We start from the raw sequence: 19,665 nt of genomic DNA on the forward strand, positions 1-19,665 counted from the left end.
ACGCGATGAGTTTCCGGGCCTCGCGGGGTTATCAAGTCGAACCCCATCAGAGGAGTACTTCATGGGCACCGACGAAAGCCGGATCCGCACCCTCATCGAGGACTGGGCCAAGGCCGTGCACGCCGGCGATCTCGACGCCGTTCTCGCCGAGCACACCGGCGACATCGTGATGTTCGACGTCCCGCCGCCCTACGAAGGCGTTCTCGGCATCGACACCTACCGCGAAACCTGGCCGTCCTTCTTCAGCTGGCAGGCGACGGGCGCGTCGTTCGAGATCGTCTCGCTCGACGTCACCGCGGGCGAGGACGTCGCATTCGCGCACGCCCTGCTGCGCTGCGGCACGGCCGAGGAGTTCGAGCGGAACCCGGCGAACCGGCTGCGGTTGACCTTCGGGCTGCGCAAGGAGTCCGGCCGCTGGCTCGTCGCGCACGAGCACCATTCGTTCCCAGCCGACGCCGGTTCGGACTGAACCCGCTCAGCTCTCACCGGTACGGAAACGGTCGAGCACCCGGCGTTCCCGCTTGGTCGGGCGTCCCGCGCCCCGCTCCCGCCGCGCGACCGGCACGGCGGACTCGGGCGGCGGCGCGGGCGTCCGGTCGATGAAACAGGTCGCGGCGTCGGCGGCACCGACCCGTTTCTGGATCACCCGCGTCACTTCCAAGATCCGCGTGGTGTCGTTGACCCGGGCGCGCACCTCGTCGCCCGCCACGACCGTCGTCGCGGGTTTGGCGAGTTTGCCGTTCACGCGGACATGGCCGCCGCGACACGCGGCGGCAGCGTCGGGGCGCGTCTTGGTCAGCCGGACGGCCCACAGCCAGCGATCAACTCGAGTGGACTCCACAGCAGTACATAGTGGCCCATCCACCGGTGCGATGCCCATCTGCCTGGCCCAAGCGAGTCGAAAGAACTTTCACTTTCATTGCCTCCCGGCAGCCCCGCAGGTATAACTTGTTCTAAATCCCTCAAAGGTGAGGACGATCACGTGAGCGACGAAACCATGTGGAGCAGCGCTTCCGGGCAGTTATCCCGCCGCGTCTTTATCACTGGAACTGGTTCTATCCTGGGGGCGACAGCCCTGGGTGGGACCGCCTTCGCCTCCGCTGAGAACAGGCCGTCGGCGAAGAGTTCGATCGCGGACGCCGCGCGAATCCCGGCACTCGTCATCGGTTCCGGATACGGCGGCTGCGTCGCCGCGCTCCGGCTCGCCGAAGCGGGCGTCGACGTCCACCTGGTCGAGCTCGGCAAGGCGTGGGACACCCCGGGCACGGACGGCAAGATCTTCGCCAACACCACCACCCCGGACTACCGGTCCTTCTGGCTGCGGACGCGGACCAAGCAGCCGCTGAGCAACTTCCTCGGCTTCCCGCTGGACAAGGACGTCCCGCGCCACACCGGGATCCTCGACGCCGAGGAGTTCAGCGGCATCACCGTCTACCAGGGCCGCGGCGTCGGCGGCGGTTCACTGGTCAACGGCGGGATGGCCGTCACGCCGAAGCGCGAGAACTTCGCTTCGGTTCTGCCGACGGTCAACGCCGACGAGATGTACGGCGTCTACTACCCGCGTGCCAACACGGGTCTCGGCGTCGCCACCATCGACCAGAACTGGTTCGAAACCGCGGAGTGCTACCAGTACGCGCGGGTCGGCCGGAAACACGCGCAGCGATCGGGTTTCCCGTTCCTGTTCGTTCCGGACGTGTACGACTGGGACTACATGAAAAAAGAGCAGGCGGGCACGGTGCCGAGGTCCGCGCTGGCCGGGGAGATCCTCTACGGCAACAACGCGGGCAAGAAGTCGTTGCAGCAGACCTATCTCCCGCGGATCAAGGCGACGGGACGGGTGACGATCTCGTCGCTGCACCGCGTCACGTCGGTCACGCCGTCGTCCGGCGGCGGGTACACCGTGGTGATGGAGCAGCTCGACACGGCAGGCACGGTGACCGCGACGAAATCCGTGACCGCGGACAAGGTGTTCTTCGCCGCGGGCAGTGTCGGCACGAGCAAGCTGCTGGTCAAGCTCAAGGCCACCGGCGCATTGCCCAACCTCAGCACCGAGGTCGGCAAGGGCTGGGGCGACAACGGGAACGTCATGTGCGGCCGGGCGAACCACATGTGGGACGCCACGGGCGCGCTGCAGTCGTCCATCCCCACCGCGGGCATCGACAACTGGGCCGCGGGCGGCGCGTTCGCCGAGGTCGCGCCGCTGCCGACCGGTATCGAGACCTACGCCTCGTTCTACCTGTCCATCACCAAGAACCCCAACCGGGCGGCGTTCTCGTGGAACGCGACTACCAACAAGGTCGACCTCAACTGGCAGACAGCCTGGAAACAACCGTCGATCAACATGGCGAAGACCATCTTCGACAAGATCAATTCCAAGGAGGGGACGATCTACCGGACCGACCTCTTCGGGCTGTACAAGATCTGGGGCGACCACCTCACCTACCACCCGCTCGGCGGCGCGGTACTGGGCAAGGCGACCGACAATTACGGCAGGCTCAACGGCTATCCGGGGCTTTACGTGATCGACGGCGCGCTGATTCCGGGTAATACCTCGGTGAACCCGTTCGTCACCATCACCGCACTGGCGGAACGGAACATCGAAAAGATCGTCACCACCGATCTCTGACGCCGTCCGGGGCGGCGGGTGCCTCTCGCTCGCGGCACTCGCCGCCCCTTTTCCGGTAGCGTGACGTCGCTCTGCCAGCTGACTCCGACCGGAGGCCCACTTCGGCGCGGCAAGACAAGAACTGTCGTTCTCTTGAGGGGTAAGGCAATCGTGGCGTGTTCGCGGGTAGGGGTGGCGGCGGGATGAAGGTGTCCTTCGCCGCGTCCGATGCCCAGCGGTCGTGTCGCGAAAGCCACTTTCGGGACATCAGACGTCACGGAAGTGGCTTTCGCGACATCCGACCCGCCCCACGCGGTGCGAGCCTTCAGCCCTGGCCAGGAACGGGGTCTTTGGCGGAAACCGATCTCACGGCGATCGGCGAGGATGCTCGGAAGTGGCTGGAAGTCGCTCGCGTTTTCCTCTGATCACTCAAATCTTCGGCAGAACGCAAACGGTGTCGATTCCCAGAACGTGGTTCAGCCGTCCGAAGGCGAGCCAGGCACCGATGCTCATGCTCAATTCGACGATTTCCGCCTGGCTGTAGTGCTCGCCCATCCGCTTCCAGAATTCGTCGTCGATACCGTGATGATCGAGCGCGTAGCGTTCGGCGTACTCGGCGGCCAGCCGCGTACGTTCATCGAACGCCTCGGTGGTGCGCCACTCGGTCACCGCGTCGGCGAACTCCTCTTCGACCTTCACTCCGTCGCGTTCGGTCCGCCAGTCCAGGCAGAAGACACAGCCGTTGATCTGCGCGGTCCGCAGCCGCGCCGCCTCGAACTCGCGGAGCCCCAGCGTGGTGTGCGAGTAGACCGCGAGCGAGAAGTTCGACGCCGCGACACCGATGCCGGGCACCATCTCGCCCCACACGTAGCCGATCGGGTCCTTGCCCTCGGGAATGTCGATGTTCATCGCGCGCTCCTTCCAAGCTTGCCGATGGCCGGTCGCAACGGGACGTCGAGTGCGTCGTAGAGCCCCGGTTTGGCGTCCACGAGCCAGTCGATGGCGCCGACCAGCCTGCCGACCGCGGTCGCGTTGCCGCCGGCGGACCGGTTCTCCCCCTCGTCCGTGGCCTCCACCGAGACCTCGATCCTGGGACGGCCTTCGATGATCACCCGGTGCGCCCCGTCGCCGCTGGGCGGCTTCGGCCAGTCCGGCGCGCACGACGCGTGGATGCGGGTGACGTGCTCGATGACGATGCGGGGCTCGCCGTCCACGATCCCCTGCACCTCGAACCGGACAGCGCCCTGCGTACCCGCCTCGAACTCGCCCATCGCCCGCGTGGTCACGGTTTCCTCGAGCGGACGGCGGTCGAGCGTCTCTCGGATCTCGTCCAGGTCGACACCGAGGCCGCGGGCGATCAGCCGCACCTGCCCGCCCCACACCATGGTGGGAACCGACGGGGCCAGCATCGGCGGCTGGTAGTCCATCGGCTGTCCCATGCCGACCAGGTAGCGCACGGAATCCGGCTGGTCGTAGGTCGAGTAATCGAAGATCTCCTGACAGCGGACCGCGTCCACGGTGGTGCCGAGCCCGCTGATCAGCAACGGCAGGATGTCGTTGCCCCAGCCCGGATCGACACCCGACACGAACAGCGAGCCGCCGCCCTCGGCGATCGCCGTGAGCACCGGTTCCCGCAGTTCCTCCGGCGCGTTGCGCTGGTCGTACAGCGCGTAGAGCGCGGGTGTCACCACCACCGCCCCCGCCCGGATCGCGCGGACGATGTCGGCCAGCGCGTCGGCGGGCCGGATGTCGCCGGACGCCGCGTACACCACCGCCCGCGGGCCCGCCGCGAGCATGGCTTCGACGTCATCGGTCGCCGCCACACCGAATTCGCCGTCGACACCGGCGAGCGCGGCCGCGTCGCGGCCGACCTTCGCGGCGTCGTGCACGAGCACACCGGCGAGTTCCAGCGCCGGATGCGCGTCCACGGCGCGGATGGAGGCACGGCCGATGTTGCCCGTACCCCAGACGACCGTTGGAATCATGGAGTCGAGGTTAACCGAATCCCGTAGCGGTTCCCAGTACCGAAACAATCACGAAAACCGCAGGTCAGACCGCATTACTCGGCTTTATTCAAGGGGGCAACGAAAGCGTTCCGGTACGCGGAACGGACACCGCTTTCTTCGGTGACCGGCAATACCCGTTAGGCCGTTCGCCACGGCCTGTGTAATGTGCGCACTCGTGACGAGCCCCGAGTCGGACAGAATCCCGCCGCCGGTCATCCGGCGGCGAGTCGTCGTGTCCGGCCGTTAGACGCCGTCCCCCTCGCTTCCCGGTGACCGGAGCGCTCTTCCGTGCGCCCGGCCGGTTTTCCTCCTGTCCCGCGCACGGCTCCTCCTGTTCACTTGTCGCTTGGGAGTCGTCCGTTGCCCCTGTTCGTCTATGTCCTCGGCCTTGCCGTCTTCGCGCAAGGCACCTCCGAATTCATGGCTTCCGGTCTCGTACCGGGAATCGCCGGTGACCTGTCCGTCCCGGTCGGCGCCGCCGCCGCGCTGACTTCGGCGTACGCGGTCGGAATGATCGTCGGCGCTCCCGCGATGGCCGTGCTCAGCGCACGCTGGCCGCGCCGCCGGGTACTGGCCGGGTTTCTGACCGCCTTCGTCGTGGTGCACGTCATCGGCGCGGTCACGACGAGTTTTCCGGTGCTGTTCGGCACCCGGATCGTCGCGGCGGTCGCCAACGCCGGCTTCCTCGCCGTCGCCATGCCCGTCGCGGTCGGTTTGGCACCGGCGGGAAAGCAGGCGCGGGCGACCGCGGTCCTGCTGGCGGGGATCACGCTGTCGTGTGTCGCCGGTGTGCCCGCCGGAGCCGTCCTGGGTGATCTCGCGGGCTGGCGCTCCGCGTTCTGGGCGGTCGCCGCGCTGTGCCTGCCTGCCTTGGTCCTGGTGTTCCGTTCGACACCCGCCGAGGCGGTGGACCGGCCCGAAGTCTCGATCAGGCGCGAAGCACGCGAACTGAAAGCGCCTCCGGTGCGGCAGGCGATGATCCTCGCGGCCTTGGTCAACGGCGCGACCTTCGCGACGTTCGCGTTCCTCGCCGTCATCGCGACGGACGTCGCCCACCTCCCCGCCGGGGCGGTTTCCCTGCTGCTGGCGGCCTTCGGCGTCGGCGCGTTCCTCGGGGTCACCGTGGCGGGCCGCAAAGGCGACGGTGAACTCCGGCGTGGCCTGATCCTCGCTTTGTGCGCCCTGCCGGTGGGCTGGGCGGTGCTGGCGGCGACGGGAGCGTACCCGATCGCCCTGTTCGCCGTGACGACCGTCCAAGGTGGACTGTCGTTCGGCTGCGGGTCGGCGCTGGTGGCGCGGGTCATGCACGTGGCGACCGGCGCGCCGACGCTGGGCGGTTCGTTCGCGACGGTCGCGCTCAACGCGGGCGCGTTCCTGGGACCGGTGCTCGCCGGTTTCGTCACGGAAGCGACGGACGACTATCGCCACGCCCTCTGGATCAGCGCGGCGATCGCCGTCATACCGTTGCTGTTGCTGTTCCGGCGGGCAACGGTGCCGAGTCGCCCCTGAGCCGCGCGTGGAGGTGGACGTCGTGCCACCCGTCCGCGTGCAACATCGACGAGCGCAGGGTGCCTTCGAGGCCGTATCCGGCCTTGTCCGCGACACGGCAGGAGGCGTTGTTCGCGGTGGAATGCAGGAGGGACAACCGGTTCAGCCGGACGGTCTCGAACGCCCACCGCGTCAACGCCGCCACCGCGCCACCCGCGATCCCGGTGCCGCGTGCGGAAGGGAGAACCCAATAGGACAACTGCGCCGACGCCTCGAAGAGTGAGATGGTGCGGAGGCCGACCTGCCCGACCGGCCGGTCTTCACAGGCGTCGACCACCGCCCAGCTCGCGTCAGTCTCGTCCTTCCAGCGCTGCTCCCACCCCGCGATCCAGACGTGTGCTTCGGCCGCACCGTCGACGCGGCGGACGTGCCAGCGCTGGATGGCGGGACAGGCGAAGGCGGCTTCGACGCTCTCCGCGTCGTCGGCGCACCAGGGTCGCAACACCAGCCTGTCGTCGACGACCAGGCACGGCTGCTTGGCGGCCCGGAACGTACCGGCGGGCAGGACGGGCTCGATGAGCAGAGGCACCCGCTCATCATGGCGCATCGGCACCGCCGCTCTGGGTATCATCGGCCGGACCATGGAGATGATCACTGTGCCGGCGGGCGAGGTAACGCTTTCCGACCGGCGGACGCAGCGGCGCTGGACCCTCGCCGTCGCGTCGTTCCTGCTCGCGCCGGTTCCGGTCACCCGTGCGGTCGATAGGCATCCCCTCGTCGAGGTTTCGTGGCCGGACGCCCTCCGGTTCTGCAACACGCTGTCCGAACGCGAAGGGCTGACCCCGGCCTACCGGCTGGAGCCCGAAGTGTCGTGGGACCGGTCGGCGAACGGCTACCGCCTGCCGTCCGAAGCGGAATGGGAGCACGCGTGCCGCGCCGGTACGACCGGTCCTCGCTACGGACCGCTCGACGAGATCGCCTGGTACCGCGAGAACTCCGCGGAGTCGGTGCACGAAGTCGGCGGGAAGACGCCCAACGCGTGGGGCCTGCACGACATGCTGGGCAATGTCTGGGAATGGTGCTGGGACGTCTACGACGCCGACGTGTACGGCGAGTACCGGGTCCTGCGAGGCGGCGGCTGGTTCGACGAACACTGGAGCTGCCGGGCCGGGGTGCGGCGCCGCAGCCACCCCACGTTCCGCGTCGACGACGTCGGTTTCCGCCTCGCCCGGACACCTTGACCCCGCCTGCGGCGCGCGATGATCACACGATTGAATGACGCCACGGACACCCGGCCCGGGTGTCGGACCCTGGAGGAAACCGTGACCGGAACCGCTCCCCGAGACGTCGAACGCGTCTACTCCACCGCCGACGTCGTCGCGAAACTGCGCCGCCTCGCCGACGCGCTCGAGTCCGAGACCTCGTTCCGCATCCAGATCGCCGGGGAACGGTTCCGCGTCCCCGCCCGCGCACAGTTCTCGATCGAGCACGAACGCGGTGATGGCGAGGAAGAGGTCGAGTTCCAGCTGAAGTGGAAGATCGAGGAGTCCGACTCCGACGACGACGCCGAAGGCACCGTCGTCTGATCTTCCGTCCACAAAGGACCTGACAGGGCGGGCTCGCTAATTCCGTGGCGGGCCCGCCTTGCTCTTCCCTACTGTTTCCCCGTGACCAAGAACTACGACCGCCGCGCGTTCGCTCTCGCCTACCTCCAAGCTCAGCCGGACTACGCGGACCGGTTCATCGATGACGCGGCCGAATCCGACGCCCTGCACACTCACCGGAAGCAGGTGCTCAAGGGGCTGGAGTCGCTCTTCGGCCTCGAACTGACCTTCGAAGGTGTCTCCGACAGGACCGATGGTTCGGTCCTGTTCATGATGTTCACCAGCGCGGCCCGGAGCCATCTGGCGATCCAGCCGTCGGGCATTCTCGAAGGCGGCTTGCTCGTCAAGGTACTGGAGCGGGCAGGCCAGGACGAACCGGTGCTCAAGTCGATGGGACGAAGCCTCGACCTGCGAGACCAACTGCTGGAGTCGTACGTCGACACGATGGAACCGCTGGTCGGCATCCTTCTCGGGGAGCGGTCGGACGCGGTGTTCACTTCGGCGGATCTTCGCGGGGTCGGGGTGGACGATACGGAGCCGCGGGCCTGGTGAAGGGTTATCGACCCGTCCCGAGCCATTAGTCCGGTTCAGTGAACCGACGGCTCCCGCACGAAACCGCGTAACGCTGCGCGCTCTTACCGAGATTCGGAAATAGCACTGGAAACAACGATCTTGGTCGGTGTCCTGGCCAGTGCCACACGGGGAGGAAGCAGCGTGGCGTTGTTCGGCAACAATCAGAGCGCGGAAGTCGCCGCACTTCATCAGCAACTGGCGGCGGCCCACGCGACGATCGCGGAGCTGAGGGGCTGGGTAGGGCACATTCGCGGGGCCGAGACCGGAGCGCTTGAAGCGGACCTTCGCCGTTTGAAGGCGGCGGTCGAGCAGGCCAAGGCGGAGCATTCGGCGCAGTCCGCCTCCCGTCAGCAACTCGCGGCCGAGCTGGAGTCTTGGCGCTCGCAGCTCGTCGAAACCCGCGAACTCGCCTTGCTGCAGCAAGTGGGTGTCTACGAGTACACGCATCCGCTTGAGGACGCGCTGGCCTACAAGGACGCGCTCAGCGACCTGCGGTTGCAGATCAAGGCCGCCGCGAAGACCGACGCCGTGACTTGTCAGGTCGACTGGGCGGTCAACGGATCCGTCAAAGAGGGGCAGAAACTGGGCCGTGACATGGCCAAGCTGATGCTTCGGGCCTACAACGCCGAGGCCGACAACGCGGTCCGCGGGGTCAAGCCGCATACGCTGGAATCCGTCAAGAACCGGCTGACGACCACTCGGGACACGATCGGCAAGCTCGGCACCCTGATGCGCATCGTCATCTCGAGCGACTACCACCGGCTCAGGCTGAAGGAAATCGATCTGACCGCCGACTACCTGATGAAGGTCGAGGCCGAACGCGAGGTGGCACGAGAAGAACGTGCCAGGCTCCGCGAGGAAGCCAAGGTCATGAAGGAGGTCGAGCGGGAGCGAGCACGTCTCGCCAAGGAACGTTCCCACTATTCCTCCGTCATCGCCCGGCTCGAGGCGAAGGGGGACACCGAAGGCTGGGCTCGGGCGAAGGAACAGCTGGCAGCCGTCGACGACGCCATCGCCGGTGTCGAGCAACGGGCGGCCAACGTCCGCGCGGGCTACGTCTACGTCATCTCGAACCTGGGCGCGTTCGGACCCGACATGGTGAAGATCGGGATGACTCGTCGTCTCGAACCGATGGACCGGGTCCGGGAACTCGGCGATGCCTCCGTGCCTTTCCGATTCGACGTCCACGGACTTTTCTTCTCCGAGGACGCGGTCGCGCTCGAGACCGCCCTTCACCATCAGCTGGCGGCCGATCGCGTCAACATGGTGAATCCGCGCCGAGAGTTCTTCTACGCCACGCCTGCACGGGTGAAGGATCTTCTCACCAAGCTCGGCGACGACCACATTCTCGAATACAAGGACATCGCGGACGCCGTCGAATGGCGGGCTTCCCGCCGCGACACCGATCCAGCGGGAACTGAACGCTCGCTCGCTCCGTCAGCCGTACCGTCGAACACCGACGCGGGCTACGACGGCGACCTGTCCTCGGACGGCGATCTGGTATGAATCACCCCAACATGCCGCCCGCTCCCCGGCCTCCGTCCTGGCTCCTCGATCCTTTGGACGACTCCCTCCTGCGTTACTGGGATGGGTATCACTGGACCTTCCACACCGCCGAGCGCCCGGCGCCCGCTCCTTCGGCGCCTGCACCCCAGCGACAGGCGCCTCAGCCCTCGCAAGCGGTTCGCCCTGACGTCGCGGCGGCCCTGCGGAATGTTCGCGGAGTGCTGGTGGGCTCGATGAAGGAGGTCAACCTCCTCGCCGGTTACCTCCGGCCTGAGGAGCAGGTTCTCGCACTGACCAGCGCACAAGGCGAAGGTCAAGGTGTACTCGCCTGCACGAACCGCCGGCTGCTCTTCCTCTTCGTCGGGGTCGTGCGCCGTCAATTCCTCGAGGTCGATTGGAACCAGACCAAGCACATCTTCTACTCCCAGTCCACCAAGACCTTCTCGGTCTACACCACGAAGTTCACCAAACGGGCCATCCCGGCTTTCACCGTCAGGGTCAACAACCTCAACGACGCCAATTCCATCGCTTATGCGGCCCAGTCCGCGTCTTCGGCACCGCGGCTGGACGTTGTCTGACACTCACGTAACCGCAGGCCTTCGCGGGTCGTCCAGCCCGATCCGCTTGGGAGCCGCGCCCGGACGCCGTCGACGATCGCTTCGGCGACATCGGCGTCGGGTAGCGCAACGTGTGCCGATTCCTGGGACTCGACGTCAGACGATGCCGCCGTTGGCGCGGAGGACCTGACCGTTGACCCAGCGGGCCGGACCGGCGAGGAACGAGACGACTTCGGCGATGTCGGACGGGGTGCCGAGGCGTTCGAGTGGCGGCTGCGCGGCCATGCTCGCGATGGTCTCCTCGTCCTTGCCGTCGAGGAACAGCGCCGTGGCCGTCGGGCCGGGGGCGACCGCGTTCACGGTGATGTCGCGGCCGCGCAGTTCGCGGGCGAGGACCAGGGTGATCGCCTCGACCGCACCCTTGGTGGCGGCGTAGGCGGCGTACCCCGGCAGAGCGAGACCGAGCACGGACGTGGAGAAGTTGATGATCGCGCCGCCGTCACGGACGCGGCGGGCGGCCTGCTGGTCGACCACGAAGGTGCCGCGGATGTTGGTGCGGTGCAACCGGTCCAACCGGTCGAGATCCAGTTCGGCCACCGGTGCGAGATACATGGTCCCGGCCGCGTGGACCACGACGTCGATCCCGCCGAAGGTCTTCTCCGCGGTGTCGAACACAGCCGCGACGGCGTGCTCGTCGGCGACGTCGGCCTGCGCCGCGATCGCCTGACCGCCCTTGGCGCCGATCGCGTCGACCGCGGCCTGCGCCTCGTCCTTGTTGCCGCCGTAAACGACGACGACCGCGAATCCGTCGGCGGCCAGCCGCTCGGCGGCCTCCCTGCCGATGCCCCGCGACCCGCCGGTGACGATCGCTACGCGTGCCATGAGGTGCTCCCATCCGAGTGTTTCCGTTGCTAACGTCATTAATGTATCACCGATACCGAACCAGCGCTACCGGTGAGGTGTTATCGTTGATACATGACGTTGACGACGAAAGACCGGTTGGTCCGCGCGGCGGCGGAGCTTCTGCTGGAGGGCGGACGCGAAGCGTTGTCGACGCGCGCGGTCAGCGCGGCCGCCGGAGTTCAGGCGCCGACCCTGTACCGGACCTTCGGCGACAAGGACGGCCTTCTCGACGCTGTCGCCACGTATGGCTTCCAGAGCTATCTATGTGAGAAGCACGGCCTCGGCGAGACCGACGACCCGGTGCTCGACCTTCGGCGTGGCTGGGACCTGCACGTCGAGTTCGGCATGTCCCAGCCCGCGTTCTACATGCTCATGTACGGCGAGCCCCGCGTCCGCGAAGCGCGTCAAGAGGCGGACGCGATGCTCCGCCGGATCGTCGAGCGCATCGCCGAGGCGGGCAGGCTGCGGGTACCCGTCGAGCAAGCCGCGCAACTGGTGCACGCGACCGGGATGGGCGTGATCCTCTCGCTCCTCGCGAGCCCTCCGGAACAGCGCGATCCGGGCCTGATCACCGCCGCGCGCGAACACGTGATCGCGACCATCACCACTGATATCACCGACGAAGCTTCGGACATCCCGAGCCGCGCGATCGCGCTCAAGGCCGCGCTGGAGAAGAAACCCGGGGACGCACTGACCCCGGCCGAGCTTGCGATGCTCGCCGAATGGCTCGACCGCATCGCGCGGTGAACTACCGGCCCGCCGCCCTCGCGGCCGCGACCGCCTGCCCGGCGTAGGACCGTCCGAAGAGGACGGTGTGCACGAGCAGCGGGAACAGCTGGTGCGCCCCGATCCGGTCGGTCCAGCCGCCGGCGAGCGGGTTGACCTCCTGGTAGGCGGCCAGCACGCGGTCGAGCAGCGGGCAGCCGAACAGTTGCAGCATGGCCAGATCGGTCTCGCGATGGCCGCCGTGCGCGGCGGGGTCGATGATCGAGGCTTCGACGGCACCCCACAGCACGTTTCCGTTCCACAGGTCACCGTGCAGCCGGGCGGGAGGTTCCGCCGGACCGGCCACCTCCGGAAGGCGCGCACAGGCCTGCTCGATGACAGCGGCTTCGGCGGCGTCCAGGGTGCCCTCGTCGACAGCGCGGCGAACATACGGCAGCACCCGATGCTCGGCGTACCACTCCGGCCAGTCCTCCCCCAGCGCGTTCTCCATCGGGGCCAAGCCGATCCACGCGTCGACGGGCCCCTCCGGCGGCGCCGCGCCGAACGCTGGCGCACCGGCCGCGTGCAACGCCGCCAGTCCCCGCCCCAGCCGCTCTGCCGCGTGGTGCGTCGGGCGGCCGCCGCCGACCAGTTCGGTCACCAGCCATTCGCCGTCGAACCCGCGGATCTCGGGCACCCGGACGGCACCGGCCTCACCGAGCCACCGCAGACCCGCCGCCTCCGCGGAAGTCGCGTTCCGCGCGTGGCCCCGTTTGACGACCACGGTGTCACCGCTGTCCAGCACCACTTCGGTGACGGCGCCTGAGAGACCCCTCTGCTCGACGACGGCTCGTCCAGTGATCCTCGTAGCCGCCTCGGCAGGCGACGAAACCTGGGTCATACCCGCAACCTACCTCCGCCGATCGAGTGAACGCTCGTTGTCTAGAGTGATCGGCGGGGGAAATCCACGCGCTTTCGCTTTCGAGGGGAGATCGGTCGTGCCCACACGTCCGAGAGTTCGTCATGCCGTCATCGCCGCGATGCTCGGTGCCGCGCTGGTCGGCTGCACGCCGCCGGCGAACACCGGCCAGGCCAGGAGCGCCAGCGCCACGACGTCCGGGGAAACGTCCGCCAGCGAGCCGACGACGACCGAAAAGCCTTATCTGACCACCACGCCCACGCTGGAGGTCACCGGCGACGCGGTCAAACCGGGCACGAAGCTGAAGTTCGGCGAGCAGGCGATCATCCCGATCTACAGCGACTACGCGAAGGGCTTCGTCGGAGTGACGGTCACCGTCGAATCGGTCAAGGCGGCCGACGCCGACATCGACGCCCTGCCGCTCAAGGACGAGGACAAGGCCAAACTGCGCGGCAAGCACTTCTTTTTCGTCCGCGAGAAGCTGACGAACGTCGACGGCACGAACCTGGCCAGGGTGGCCGCACCGATCCTGAGCGCGAGGACCAAGAGCGGCGGCTGGCCGGGCTCTCTGCTGGGGGTGGGGACTTCCGACGTCACCGGTTGCAAGGGCGGCAGCATCGCGCCGCACGACTTCTCGACCAAGGGGGCGGTCTTCGAGGCCTGCCGTCTGCACTTCGGGGTCCCGTCGGACCCGATCGCCTCGCTCGCGTACACGTCAAAGCCTTACGACACCGCCGATTCACGCGCCGTGACCTGGCGGAACAAATAACCCGGCCGGTTTCCCGACCTCGGTCGGGCTGCAGCCGGTCAGGGCCCTGAACTCCCGGACGAGATGCGCCTGATCGCTGTAGCCGCCCAGGTGCGCGACCTCCGCCCACCCGAGCGACGACGCCCGGTTCAGCAGCGCCATCACGCGGTTGAGCCGGGTGATCCGACCGACGGTCTTGGGGTTCAACCCGATCTGTGCGCGGAACCGGGCGTTGAGGTGCTGCCGGCTCCAGCCGATCTCGTCCGCGAGGGCGTCGACGCGGACCGGTCCGGCCGACAGGCGGTCCCAGGCGTACCGGACGGGTGCGGAGAGTTCCGGACCGCACGCGAGCCTCTTCATCAGGTATTCGTCGAGCAACCGGAACCTCTCCGGCCAGTCCGCCGCCTCCGCGAGCCGCTCGGTCAGGGGCCCGGACGCCATCAACTCGGACGCCGCGATCACCGAATTCGTCAGCTCCCGCAGCGGAATCCCGAACAATCCGTATGCGCCGAGCGGGGTCAGCGCGACAGCGATACCTCTCGAAACACCGGCCTGCTCCGCGAGGAGCGGCCGATCTCGCAACCCCAGTACGGGTGATTCCGGCATCGCACGTTCCGGCGCTTCGAGGTCGATCACCCAGATGAGCACCGAGAGCGGGGTGACCCGCCAGGAGTTCAGCCCCGCGTCGGGAAGGTCGTGCGCGACGTAACTCGAGACATGGGCGGCGAGGCTGGGATGCGGCAGCCGGAGCACCCGCTCTCCGGGCGCGCGGACGATGTCCCGCCGCGGCACCACGAGACTCCACCCGCCCATGCCGCCATCTTACTTTCGTTCAAGACCGGAAACTTGGCTCTGCCTAGCGTTCCTCGCATGACGAAAATCGGCAAATTCAGAGATCCGGCGGCGGAACGGCGCTACTTCGCCGCCTACGACCGCGCCATGGCCGAGTGCCCGGAGCCGAGCGCCATGTTCAACGTCGAGACGCGCCATGGCACCACCCGGGTCTACCGCTACGGTGGCGAAGACCCGCCGATCGCCCTGCTGCCCGGGCTCATGGCGACCTCGGCCTGTTACGCGGCGTTGATCCCCGCCTTGGCCGAACGGCACGCGGTCTACACGATCGACACCCTCGGCGAAGCGGGCCGGAGCGTGCAAACCGCGCCGTTCAAGGACATCCGTGACCGGGCGAGCGCGCTCGACGACGTCTTCGAGCGCCTCGGGCTGACCTCGGTGCACCTCGTGGGTGGTTCGAGCGGCGGCTGGCACGCGGTCAACCAGGCGATCCACGCGCCTGGCAGGCTCGCGTCCCTCGGCTTGCTGGACGCGACCACCGTCGCGGCGCCGTTCGCCCGGAAGGTGTTCTGGTACGGCGTGCCCGCGGCCGTACTCGACAGCGAACGCCTGTGGCGGCGGTTCTTGACGTGGTCGGCAGGAGAGGACATTTTCGACCAGCCCGCCGCCCGGCTGGTGCTCGCCGGAATCCGGTCGTACCGCGCACGGGTGCCGTTCCAGGTTTGCCCGGACAAGGGGGACTTGAGGTCCATCCAGGTGCCCACGCTCGCCCTGTTCGGCGGGCGTAGCACCGTGCACGATCCGGCCGCCGCCGCGGCACGACTCGAAAGCCTGCTCCCCCGGGCCGACGTCGAAATCCTGCCCGGCGCCGGGCACTACCTTTATCTCCGGCCAGAGGATCGCGACCTGATCATCGAGCGCGTCCTCAAGTGGGTCGGTTAGGCGGCCTTGGCGCCGGAGTGGCCGCGTGCCGCCTCCAGGCTGACCCGGCACGCGGCGATCAGCCGGGCCGAGGCGGCGCTTTCGCCGTGACCGCACCGGGGGCAGGACATCTTGACGTCGCCGGACAGCTCGTCGACGGAGACGATCAGCGCGGTCGCGCACGAGCGGCACCAGCGGTGCCGGGTGATCGGATTGACGTGCATCGGGGAGGCGACGCACTCGTGGATCCAGCGGCCGTGCACGTGGCAGGTCAGCCTGTCGTCCGGGGACAGGTGGCCGAGGTCTTCCGCGTCGTCCTCCAGCGCCAGCAGAACCGGAAGGGTACGGCGCACCGGGTTCAGCCGCGTTGTCGAGGCCAGTGTCGTGGTGGTCATCGCTTTCTCCTTCCGGCTCCTTTATCAGGACGTCGAACGGAGAACGCCAGATACGACACGGCCAGGGGCCTTTCTTCCGGAGCTCTCCCCCTGCCGGGTGAATTGATCTTGGTCGAATCCAAACCGTTACCCCATTCGGGTTAACCGCGCGTATCTTTCGGATCATGACGGTCCCGCTCATCCCACTGTCCACATCAGACAGTCGCGGCCCCGGCTACCTGCTGCTTCCGCCCGCGGGTGGGACTCTCCAGGCTTTCGGCCCACTCGCCGCCACGGCCGGTGCGGACGTCTGGGGCGTCGAATATCCCGGACACGGGGAACGGCCCTCGGAAACACCGGCGTCCTCGGTCGAGGAACTCGCCACACTCTTGGCCGATGCGACGTCCGAGGACTGGTTCTCCCGCACCGTGACGATCGGTTTCGGGATGGGTGCCTTCGTCGCGTTGGAAACGGCGCAACGGCTGGGCGTCGCCCCGGGCGCGCTGATCGTCGTGGACGCGTGCGCCCCGCAACGACGTTCACCGGACAAGGACGCCAAGGCGGGCGCGTCGGCCATGGGTCGGGTGTTCGGCCGCACCGGGCTCACCCCGGTCGCCGGCTACCGCGATGCACCCGAAAGCTGGGAGTACGCGCTGGACCTGCTGCTCGGCGATCTCCAGCTGGTGAACGCCTACCGCGGGCCCGTCAGGACACGGCTCTCGTGCCCGCTCGCGGCGATTCGCGGCACCGACGATCCCGCGTTCGCTGCGGGCGACGACGCCACGGGCGGCTGGCGGGTGTGGACCTCCGGGCCGTTCGTGGGCCGCGTCGTCCCCGGCGGGCATCTCGGCGTTCTCGAATCCGGCCGGGAGGCCGAGTTCTGGGCCCGGATCCGACGGCTGGAGGCGGCCTTCCTCGACGTCCAACCGGAAGTCGCGTAGGCGAGGCGACTTACACCGGTGACGTCGTCCGACGGTCGCCGCTCCCTGGCCGGACCCTTAGTTTCGATCCCGTACCAGGTGTTTCGCGGGAGGGATCAGGATGCTCAGCAGGAGAAGGTTCGCGCAGGCCGTCGTCGCCGCGACGGCGGGAGCCACGGTCGCGAGTTGCTCGTCCCAGCCCGCGGCGGCACCGGTGGCGGCGCCCGTCACGACCGGCGGGAACACCTCGTTCGGCCCGCTCAAGCAGGTCGACGCCGGGGAACTGAGCATCGGGTACGCCGAAGCCGGCCCCGCCGACGGTCCGGTGGTGGTCCTCCTGCACGGCTGGCCCTACGACATCCACAGCTACGTCGATGTCACCCCGCGCCTGGTCGCGGCCGGGTACCGGGTGATCGTGCCGTTCCTCCGGGGCTACGGGCCGACGCGGTTCCTGTCGAAGGACACCTTCCGCAACGGTCAGCAGTCCGCGATCGCCGCCGACATCGTCGCGCTGCTGGACGCGCTCAAGATCCAGAAGGCCGTCTTCGGCGGCTTCGACTGGGGCGCCCGGACGGCCGTGATCATCGCCGCGCTGTGGCCCGAGCGCTGCAAGGCGCTCGTCTCGGTGAGCGGCTACCTCGTCACCAACCGGGAGACGAACAAGCAGCCGCTCTCCCCCACCGCCGAACTCGGCTGGTGGTATCAGTACTACTACCTGACTTTTGAGCTAACATGCAGGTACGAGCCCTACAGCAGGCTTTCCAGAGTCCCCATCCATGTCATATCCATGTTTTACGGAGAAGATCTTGCCCCGCAAGCCACTCTCCCTCGGCACGTACGGCAACATCCGACTCTACGGATACCGCGACGGCCGATGGGTACCCAAAGCCGACCTACCGGCAGGCATCCGTCTCCCCCGCTGGCGCGCCATCGCCAACTACCGCAGCTACAACGGGGTCACCAAGCCGGTCGAACGTACCGGTACCAGCTCATCGGACGCATCCACGCGGTTACGCGAAGACTTGACGGCGTTAAGCCAGGCCCGGGCGCGACTGACTACGTCATCCCGCATTAGAGACGCAGTACCCGCGTATCGAAAGCGGATCCGAGAGGAGTGCGCGCCGTCCACCTGTGATCGATACGAGACCATCCTTGAGAATCACGTCATTCCAGGCATCGGAGGCCTGCTGTTTACCGAAGCCACCGTCACACAGCTGCAGAAGTTCGACGCGTCCCTCGTGAGTAGCCGGACGAAGAACGGCAAGACTCCGAAGAAGAAGCCACCGCTCGCCCCTGGAACGCGTCGAGTCGTAAGGGAGGTCGTCCGCGGGCTGCTTCAACTAGGTGTGGAAGACGACGTGCTACTGCACAACCCTGTAAGCAGCATGCGTAGGATTGTCGGAGGCACGCGCCACGCAGCGAAGGCTATGCCGGCAGATCAGGTGACAGGCTTCTTCACCAAACTCGACAACGACGCCTACAGTCGGCGCGCAGATCTGCCTGACTTCATCCGAACTTTGTTCGGTCTGGGTTCGCGGGTCGGGGAGACGCTCGCCCTGACCTGGCAGTACGTCAACCTCAGCGACGAACCGGTCGAGCGAACGGCCTTCGATGAGGTGCGGACGATTCCACCTCACTCACTGTGGATCTGCGCCACGATCACAGAGCCGAAGCGGGAAGCCCCAGCCTACGGGCCGGTCAAGACAAAACGTTCGAACCGCATCGTCGGGATCCCCGACTTCCTGCATTTCGTATTGGTGATGCGCAAGACCTTCGACGTGACCGAAACGGAACCTGTCTTTCCCAGCGGTGGCACCAAATATCAATGGCGGCGCCCGAAAGCTATCAGCAAGGCCATCATGCTGATGCGGAAGCGCCTGGATGTTCCCGACTTCCTGTCGCACACTGGACGAAAGACCGCCGCGACCGTGCTGTACCGCGCACAACACAGCTCGCACGACGTTGCCGACCAGTTTGGCCACGTCGACGGCGACTTCACTCGAACTCACTATGTCGACCCAGGCACAGCGAACCCGGAAACGGCGCGCACACTCGATCGGGCATACAGCAGCACAGGCTGAAACAGCACGGGGATCGACTGTGAAGGCACCCGGCACGTAGGTGCAACCCGTCACCATGTCCGACGTCGTTGAGTTGTCGCAAGCTTTCTCGGTCCCCAGCTCGCTTGCGACAAGCGTTATATGACGTTATACGGCGGCCTCGTCTCGGTCCCCCGGTTTGCCGATCTGTGAAGAGCCGCTCGAACAGCTCCACGGGCTTTCGCTGCTCGGCGAAGAGCCCGCCGAGGTCACTGACACAGTCGATGCTGGCGTCTCGACCGATATCGGTCGCGGCAGCGTCGATCGACCGCCGGAGATCTGGACCATCGTCGACGGCGTCGGGGGTGCCGCCCACGGTGGCGAGCACCTACTGCCAGGCGAACTCGCGAAACACCTGACGTCGGAGACGATGCAGGCGAAACTCGCCAAGCTCGGCAAAGACAACCTCGACGATCGGCACCTGTTCCTTTGGGTGCGCCTCTCGGCGTTCAGCTACGCGGTGATCGACAACCTGTACTTCGGCGGTCCGCTCCCGAGCGCCACACCAGATCTTCCCGGCGGGCTGACGCAGATCTGGCTAGCCAGCGGCTACAGCACCGGCGGTGTCATCAGAGCCATCAACGGCGACCACTGGACCCGAGACCATCCGTTCGCCAACTCCCCAAAGTGACGCGCGCGGTGAGGACCAGTGCGACACCGTTCCAGCATCCGTTCGGTCGACTTCGCGAACAGACAGGACACGTGACGTCTGTTCGGACGAGGACCGTGGTGGTCCTCGGACCAATTTAGCCTGATAAGAGAGGGCAGCGATGGCAGAGTTGCAGTTGGACGGGACGTTCTGGTTGCCCGCCGCCCCAGACCACAAGATCGCAGGGTGGGTGACTTTCACACCGACGGCGGGGGGGCTCGCTGACGCTGCTCGACAGCTTCGAGGGCATCGACGACTTTGACGGCCCGCGCCCGGATTACCACCGCATCCTGGGC

At 67.3% G+C, this 19,665-nt stretch carries 23 protein-coding genes and 1 pseudogene; 16 read left to right on the forward strand and 8 right to left on the reverse strand.

What is annotated here, in order from left to right:
* Positions 1-61: 61 nt before the first annotated feature.
* Complete coding sequence (locus tag ACZ5IK_RS43810; protein WP_465493128.1) at positions 62-469, forward strand: nuclear transport factor 2 family protein; 408 nt, start codon at positions 62-64, stop codon at positions 467-469.
* A gap of 6 nt (positions 470-475) precedes the next feature.
* Here ACZ5IK_RS43810 and ACZ5IK_RS43815 read toward each other — a convergent pair whose 3' ends face one another.
* Positions 476-841, reverse strand: coding sequence for an RNA-binding S4 domain-containing protein (locus tag ACZ5IK_RS43815; RefSeq protein ID WP_465493129.1), 366 nt, complete (start codon positions 839-841; stop codon positions 476-478).
* 141 nt (positions 842-982) lie between these two features.
* Here ACZ5IK_RS43815 and ACZ5IK_RS43820 point away from each other — a divergent pair, with 141 nt between their 5' ends.
* Positions 983-2,626, forward strand: a complete 1,644-nt coding sequence (locus tag ACZ5IK_RS43820) for a GMC oxidoreductase (RefSeq protein ID WP_465493130.1) — start codon at positions 983-985, stop codon at positions 2,624-2,626.
* 408 nt (positions 2,627-3,034) lie between these two features.
* Here the strand turns inward: ACZ5IK_RS43820 and ACZ5IK_RS43825 are convergent, their stop codons facing one another.
* Together ACZ5IK_RS43825 and ACZ5IK_RS43830 are read right to left on the reverse strand one after the other, a co-directional pair.
* On the reverse strand, positions 3,035-3,514 hold the full coding sequence (locus tag ACZ5IK_RS43825; protein ID WP_101608051.1) for a carboxymuconolactone decarboxylase family protein: 480 nt from the start codon (positions 3,512-3,514) through the stop codon (positions 3,035-3,037).
* A complete protein-coding gene (locus ACZ5IK_RS43830; RefSeq protein ID WP_465493131.1) occupies positions 3,511-4,590 on the reverse strand; it encodes an NAD(P)H-dependent amine dehydrogenase family protein in 1,080 nt (359 codons plus the stop codon). Before ACZ5IK_RS43830 ends, ACZ5IK_RS43825 begins: the two co-directional genes overlap by 4 nt.
* 381 nt (positions 4,591-4,971) lie before the next feature.
* On the opposite strand from ACZ5IK_RS43830, the gene ACZ5IK_RS43835 reads away from it, so the two are divergent.
* Complete coding sequence (locus tag ACZ5IK_RS43835) at positions 4,972-6,120, forward strand: Cmx/CmrA family chloramphenicol efflux MFS transporter (RefSeq protein ID WP_465493132.1); 1,149 nt, start codon at positions 4,972-4,974, stop codon at positions 6,118-6,120.
* On the opposite strand, the gene ACZ5IK_RS43840 is transcribed toward ACZ5IK_RS43835, so the two are convergent.
* The gene (locus tag ACZ5IK_RS43840; protein ID WP_465493133.1) at positions 6,068-6,688 is read right to left on the reverse strand and encodes a GNAT family N-acetyltransferase; all 621 of its coding nucleotides are present in this window, start codon (positions 6,686-6,688) and stop codon (positions 6,068-6,070) included. The genes ACZ5IK_RS43835 and ACZ5IK_RS43840 overlap by 53 nt on opposite strands.
* Before the next feature lie 52 nt (positions 6,689-6,740).
* Here ACZ5IK_RS43840 and ACZ5IK_RS43845 point away from each other — a divergent pair, with 52 nt between their 5' ends.
* The 6 genes and pseudogenes from ACZ5IK_RS43845 to ACZ5IK_RS43870 all read left to right on the forward strand — a co-directional run bounded on the left by ACZ5IK_RS43845 (position 6,741) and on the right by ACZ5IK_RS43870 (position 10,360).
* Entirely contained in the window at positions 6,741-7,340 is a 600-nt protein-coding gene (locus ACZ5IK_RS43845; RefSeq protein ID WP_465493155.1) for a formylglycine-generating enzyme family protein, read from the forward strand.
* 81 nt (positions 7,341-7,421) lie between these two features.
* On the forward strand, positions 7,422-7,685 hold the full coding sequence (locus tag ACZ5IK_RS43850; protein ID WP_465364397.1) for an amphi-Trp domain-containing protein: 264 nt from the start codon (positions 7,422-7,424) through the stop codon (positions 7,683-7,685).
* Between the two features lie 81 nt (positions 7,686-7,766).
* Positions 7,767-8,255: a hypothetical protein gene (locus ACZ5IK_RS43855; RefSeq protein WP_465493134.1), complete on the forward strand. Its 489-nt coding sequence runs from the start codon at positions 7,767-7,769 to the stop codon at positions 8,253-8,255.
* A gap of 162 nt (positions 8,256-8,417) precedes the next feature.
* A complete protein-coding gene (locus ACZ5IK_RS43860) occupies positions 8,418-9,782 on the forward strand; it encodes an SNIPE associated domain-containing protein (RefSeq protein ID WP_465493135.1) in 1,365 nt (454 codons plus the stop codon).
* A gap of 11 nt (positions 9,783-9,793) precedes the next feature.
* A pseudogene (locus ACZ5IK_RS43865) lies at positions 9,794-9,901 on the forward strand (DUF2510 domain-containing protein); the annotation flags it as partial.
* A 114-nt stretch (positions 9,902-10,015) separates the two neighbouring features.
* Positions 10,016-10,360, forward strand: a complete 345-nt coding sequence (locus ACZ5IK_RS43870; protein ID WP_465493156.1) for a PH domain-containing protein — start codon at positions 10,016-10,018, stop codon at positions 10,358-10,360.
* A gap of 135 nt (positions 10,361-10,495) precedes the next feature.
* Here the strand turns inward: ACZ5IK_RS43870 and ACZ5IK_RS43875 are convergent, their stop codons facing one another.
* Positions 10,496-11,221, reverse strand: a complete 726-nt coding sequence (locus ACZ5IK_RS43875) for an SDR family oxidoreductase (protein ID WP_465493136.1) — start codon at positions 11,219-11,221, stop codon at positions 10,496-10,498.
* 93 nt (positions 11,222-11,314) lie between these two features.
* Between ACZ5IK_RS43875 and ACZ5IK_RS43880 the strand changes: the two genes are divergently transcribed.
* Complete coding sequence (locus ACZ5IK_RS43880) at positions 11,315-11,989, forward strand: TetR/AcrR family transcriptional regulator (RefSeq protein ID WP_465493137.1); 675 nt, start codon at positions 11,315-11,317, stop codon at positions 11,987-11,989.
* A 1-nt stretch (position 11,990) separates the two neighbouring features.
* Here the strand turns inward: ACZ5IK_RS43880 and ACZ5IK_RS43885 are convergent, their stop codons facing one another.
* Positions 11,991-12,848, reverse strand: a complete 858-nt coding sequence (locus ACZ5IK_RS43885; RefSeq protein ID WP_465493138.1) for a fructosamine kinase family protein — start codon at positions 12,846-12,848, stop codon at positions 11,991-11,993.
* A 97-nt stretch (positions 12,849-12,945) separates the two neighbouring features.
* Between ACZ5IK_RS43885 and ACZ5IK_RS43890 the strand changes: the two genes are divergently transcribed.
* Positions 12,946-13,635, forward strand: a complete 690-nt coding sequence (locus ACZ5IK_RS43890; protein WP_465493139.1) for a hypothetical protein — start codon at positions 12,946-12,948, stop codon at positions 13,633-13,635.
* Here the strand turns inward: ACZ5IK_RS43890 and ACZ5IK_RS43895 are convergent.
* On the reverse strand, positions 13,606-14,427 hold the full coding sequence (locus ACZ5IK_RS43895; RefSeq protein ID WP_465493140.1) for a helix-turn-helix domain-containing protein: 822 nt from the start codon (positions 14,425-14,427) through the stop codon (positions 13,606-13,608). The two genes, ACZ5IK_RS43890 and ACZ5IK_RS43895, sit on opposite strands and share 30 nt — an antisense overlap.
* A 57-nt stretch (positions 14,428-14,484) precedes the next feature.
* Between ACZ5IK_RS43895 and ACZ5IK_RS43900 the strand changes: the two genes are divergently transcribed.
* Positions 14,485-15,348, forward strand: coding sequence for an alpha/beta fold hydrolase (locus ACZ5IK_RS43900; protein ID WP_465493141.1), 864 nt, complete (start codon positions 14,485-14,487; stop codon positions 15,346-15,348).
* Here the strand turns inward: ACZ5IK_RS43900 and ACZ5IK_RS43905 are convergent.
* Positions 15,345-15,722, reverse strand: coding sequence for a hypothetical protein (locus tag ACZ5IK_RS43905; RefSeq protein WP_465493142.1), 378 nt, complete (start codon positions 15,720-15,722; stop codon positions 15,345-15,347). The genes ACZ5IK_RS43900 and ACZ5IK_RS43905 overlap by 4 nt on opposite strands.
* Positions 15,723-15,886: 164 nt before the next feature.
* Here ACZ5IK_RS43905 and ACZ5IK_RS43910 point away from each other — a divergent pair, with 164 nt between their 5' ends.
* The 4 genes from ACZ5IK_RS43910 (at position 15,887) to ACZ5IK_RS43925 (ending at position 19,351) form a co-directional block, all read left to right on the forward strand.
* Positions 15,887-16,642, forward strand: coding sequence for a thioesterase II family protein (locus tag ACZ5IK_RS43910; protein ID WP_465493143.1), 756 nt, complete (start codon positions 15,887-15,889; stop codon positions 16,640-16,642).
* A 100-nt stretch (positions 16,643-16,742) separates the two neighbouring features.
* Positions 16,743-17,696: an alpha/beta fold hydrolase gene (locus tag ACZ5IK_RS43915; protein ID WP_465493144.1), complete on the forward strand. Its 954-nt coding sequence runs from the start codon at positions 16,743-16,745 to the stop codon at positions 17,694-17,696.
* A 352-nt stretch (positions 17,697-18,048) separates the two neighbouring features.
* Entirely contained in the window at positions 18,049-18,702 is a 654-nt protein-coding gene (locus tag ACZ5IK_RS43920; RefSeq protein WP_465493145.1) for a site-specific integrase, read from the forward strand.
* Positions 18,703-18,859: 157 nt separating this feature from the next.
* Positions 18,860-19,351 (forward strand): hypothetical protein, encoded by a 492-nt coding sequence (locus tag ACZ5IK_RS43925; protein WP_465493146.1) that lies wholly within the window; start codon positions 18,860-18,862, stop codon positions 19,349-19,351.
* Positions 19,352-19,665: the final 314 nt, after the last annotated feature.

The organism is Amycolatopsis sp. NPDC031561, from assembly GCF_055580625.1.

Bases quoted from the DNA above. Each gene is read 5' to 3' on its own strand.
- ACZ5IK_RS43810 (WP_465493128.1), top strand. From the start codon at position 62: ATGGGCACCGACGAAAGCCGGATCCGCACCCTCATCGAGGACTGGGCC.
- ACZ5IK_RS43825 (WP_101608051.1), bottom strand. From the start codon at position 3,514: ATGAACATCGACATTCCCGAGGGCAAGGACCCGATCGGCTACGTGTGG.
- ACZ5IK_RS43830 (WP_465493131.1), bottom strand. From the start codon at position 4,590: ATGATTCCAACGGTCGTCTGGGGTACGGGCAACATCGGCCGTGCCTCC.
- ACZ5IK_RS43845 (WP_465493155.1), top strand. From the start codon at position 6,741: ATGGAGATGATCACTGTGCCGGCGGGCGAGGTAACGCTTTCCGACCGG.
- ACZ5IK_RS43870 (WP_465493156.1), top strand. From the start codon at position 10,016: ATGAAGGAGGTCAACCTCCTCGCCGGTTACCTCCGGCCTGAGGAGCAG.
- ACZ5IK_RS43875 (WP_465493136.1), bottom strand. From the start codon at position 11,221: ATGGCACGCGTAGCGATCGTCACCGGCGGGTCGCGGGGCATCGGCAGG.
- ACZ5IK_RS43880 (WP_465493137.1), top strand. From the start codon at position 11,315: ATGACGTTGACGACGAAAGACCGGTTGGTCCGCGCGGCGGCGGAGCTT.
- ACZ5IK_RS43885 (WP_465493138.1), bottom strand. From the start codon at position 12,848: ATGACCCAGGTTTCGTCGCCTGCCGAGGCGGCTACGAGGATCACTGGA.
- ACZ5IK_RS43895 (WP_465493140.1), bottom strand. From the start codon at position 14,427: ATGGGCGGGTGGAGTCTCGTGGTGCCGCGGCGGGACATCGTCCGCGCG.
- ACZ5IK_RS43900 (WP_465493141.1), top strand. From the start codon at position 14,485: ATGACGAAAATCGGCAAATTCAGAGATCCGGCGGCGGAACGGCGCTAC.
- ACZ5IK_RS43905 (WP_465493142.1), bottom strand. From the start codon at position 15,722: ATGACCACCACGACACTGGCCTCGACAACGCGGCTGAACCCGGTGCGC.
- ACZ5IK_RS43910 (WP_465493143.1), top strand. From the start codon at position 15,887: ATGACGGTCCCGCTCATCCCACTGTCCACATCAGACAGTCGCGGCCCC.
- ACZ5IK_RS43915 (WP_465493144.1), top strand. From the start codon at position 16,743: ATGCTCAGCAGGAGAAGGTTCGCGCAGGCCGTCGTCGCCGCGACGGCG.
- ACZ5IK_RS43920 (WP_465493145.1), top strand. From the start codon at position 18,049: ATGCCGGCAGATCAGGTGACAGGCTTCTTCACCAAACTCGACAACGAC.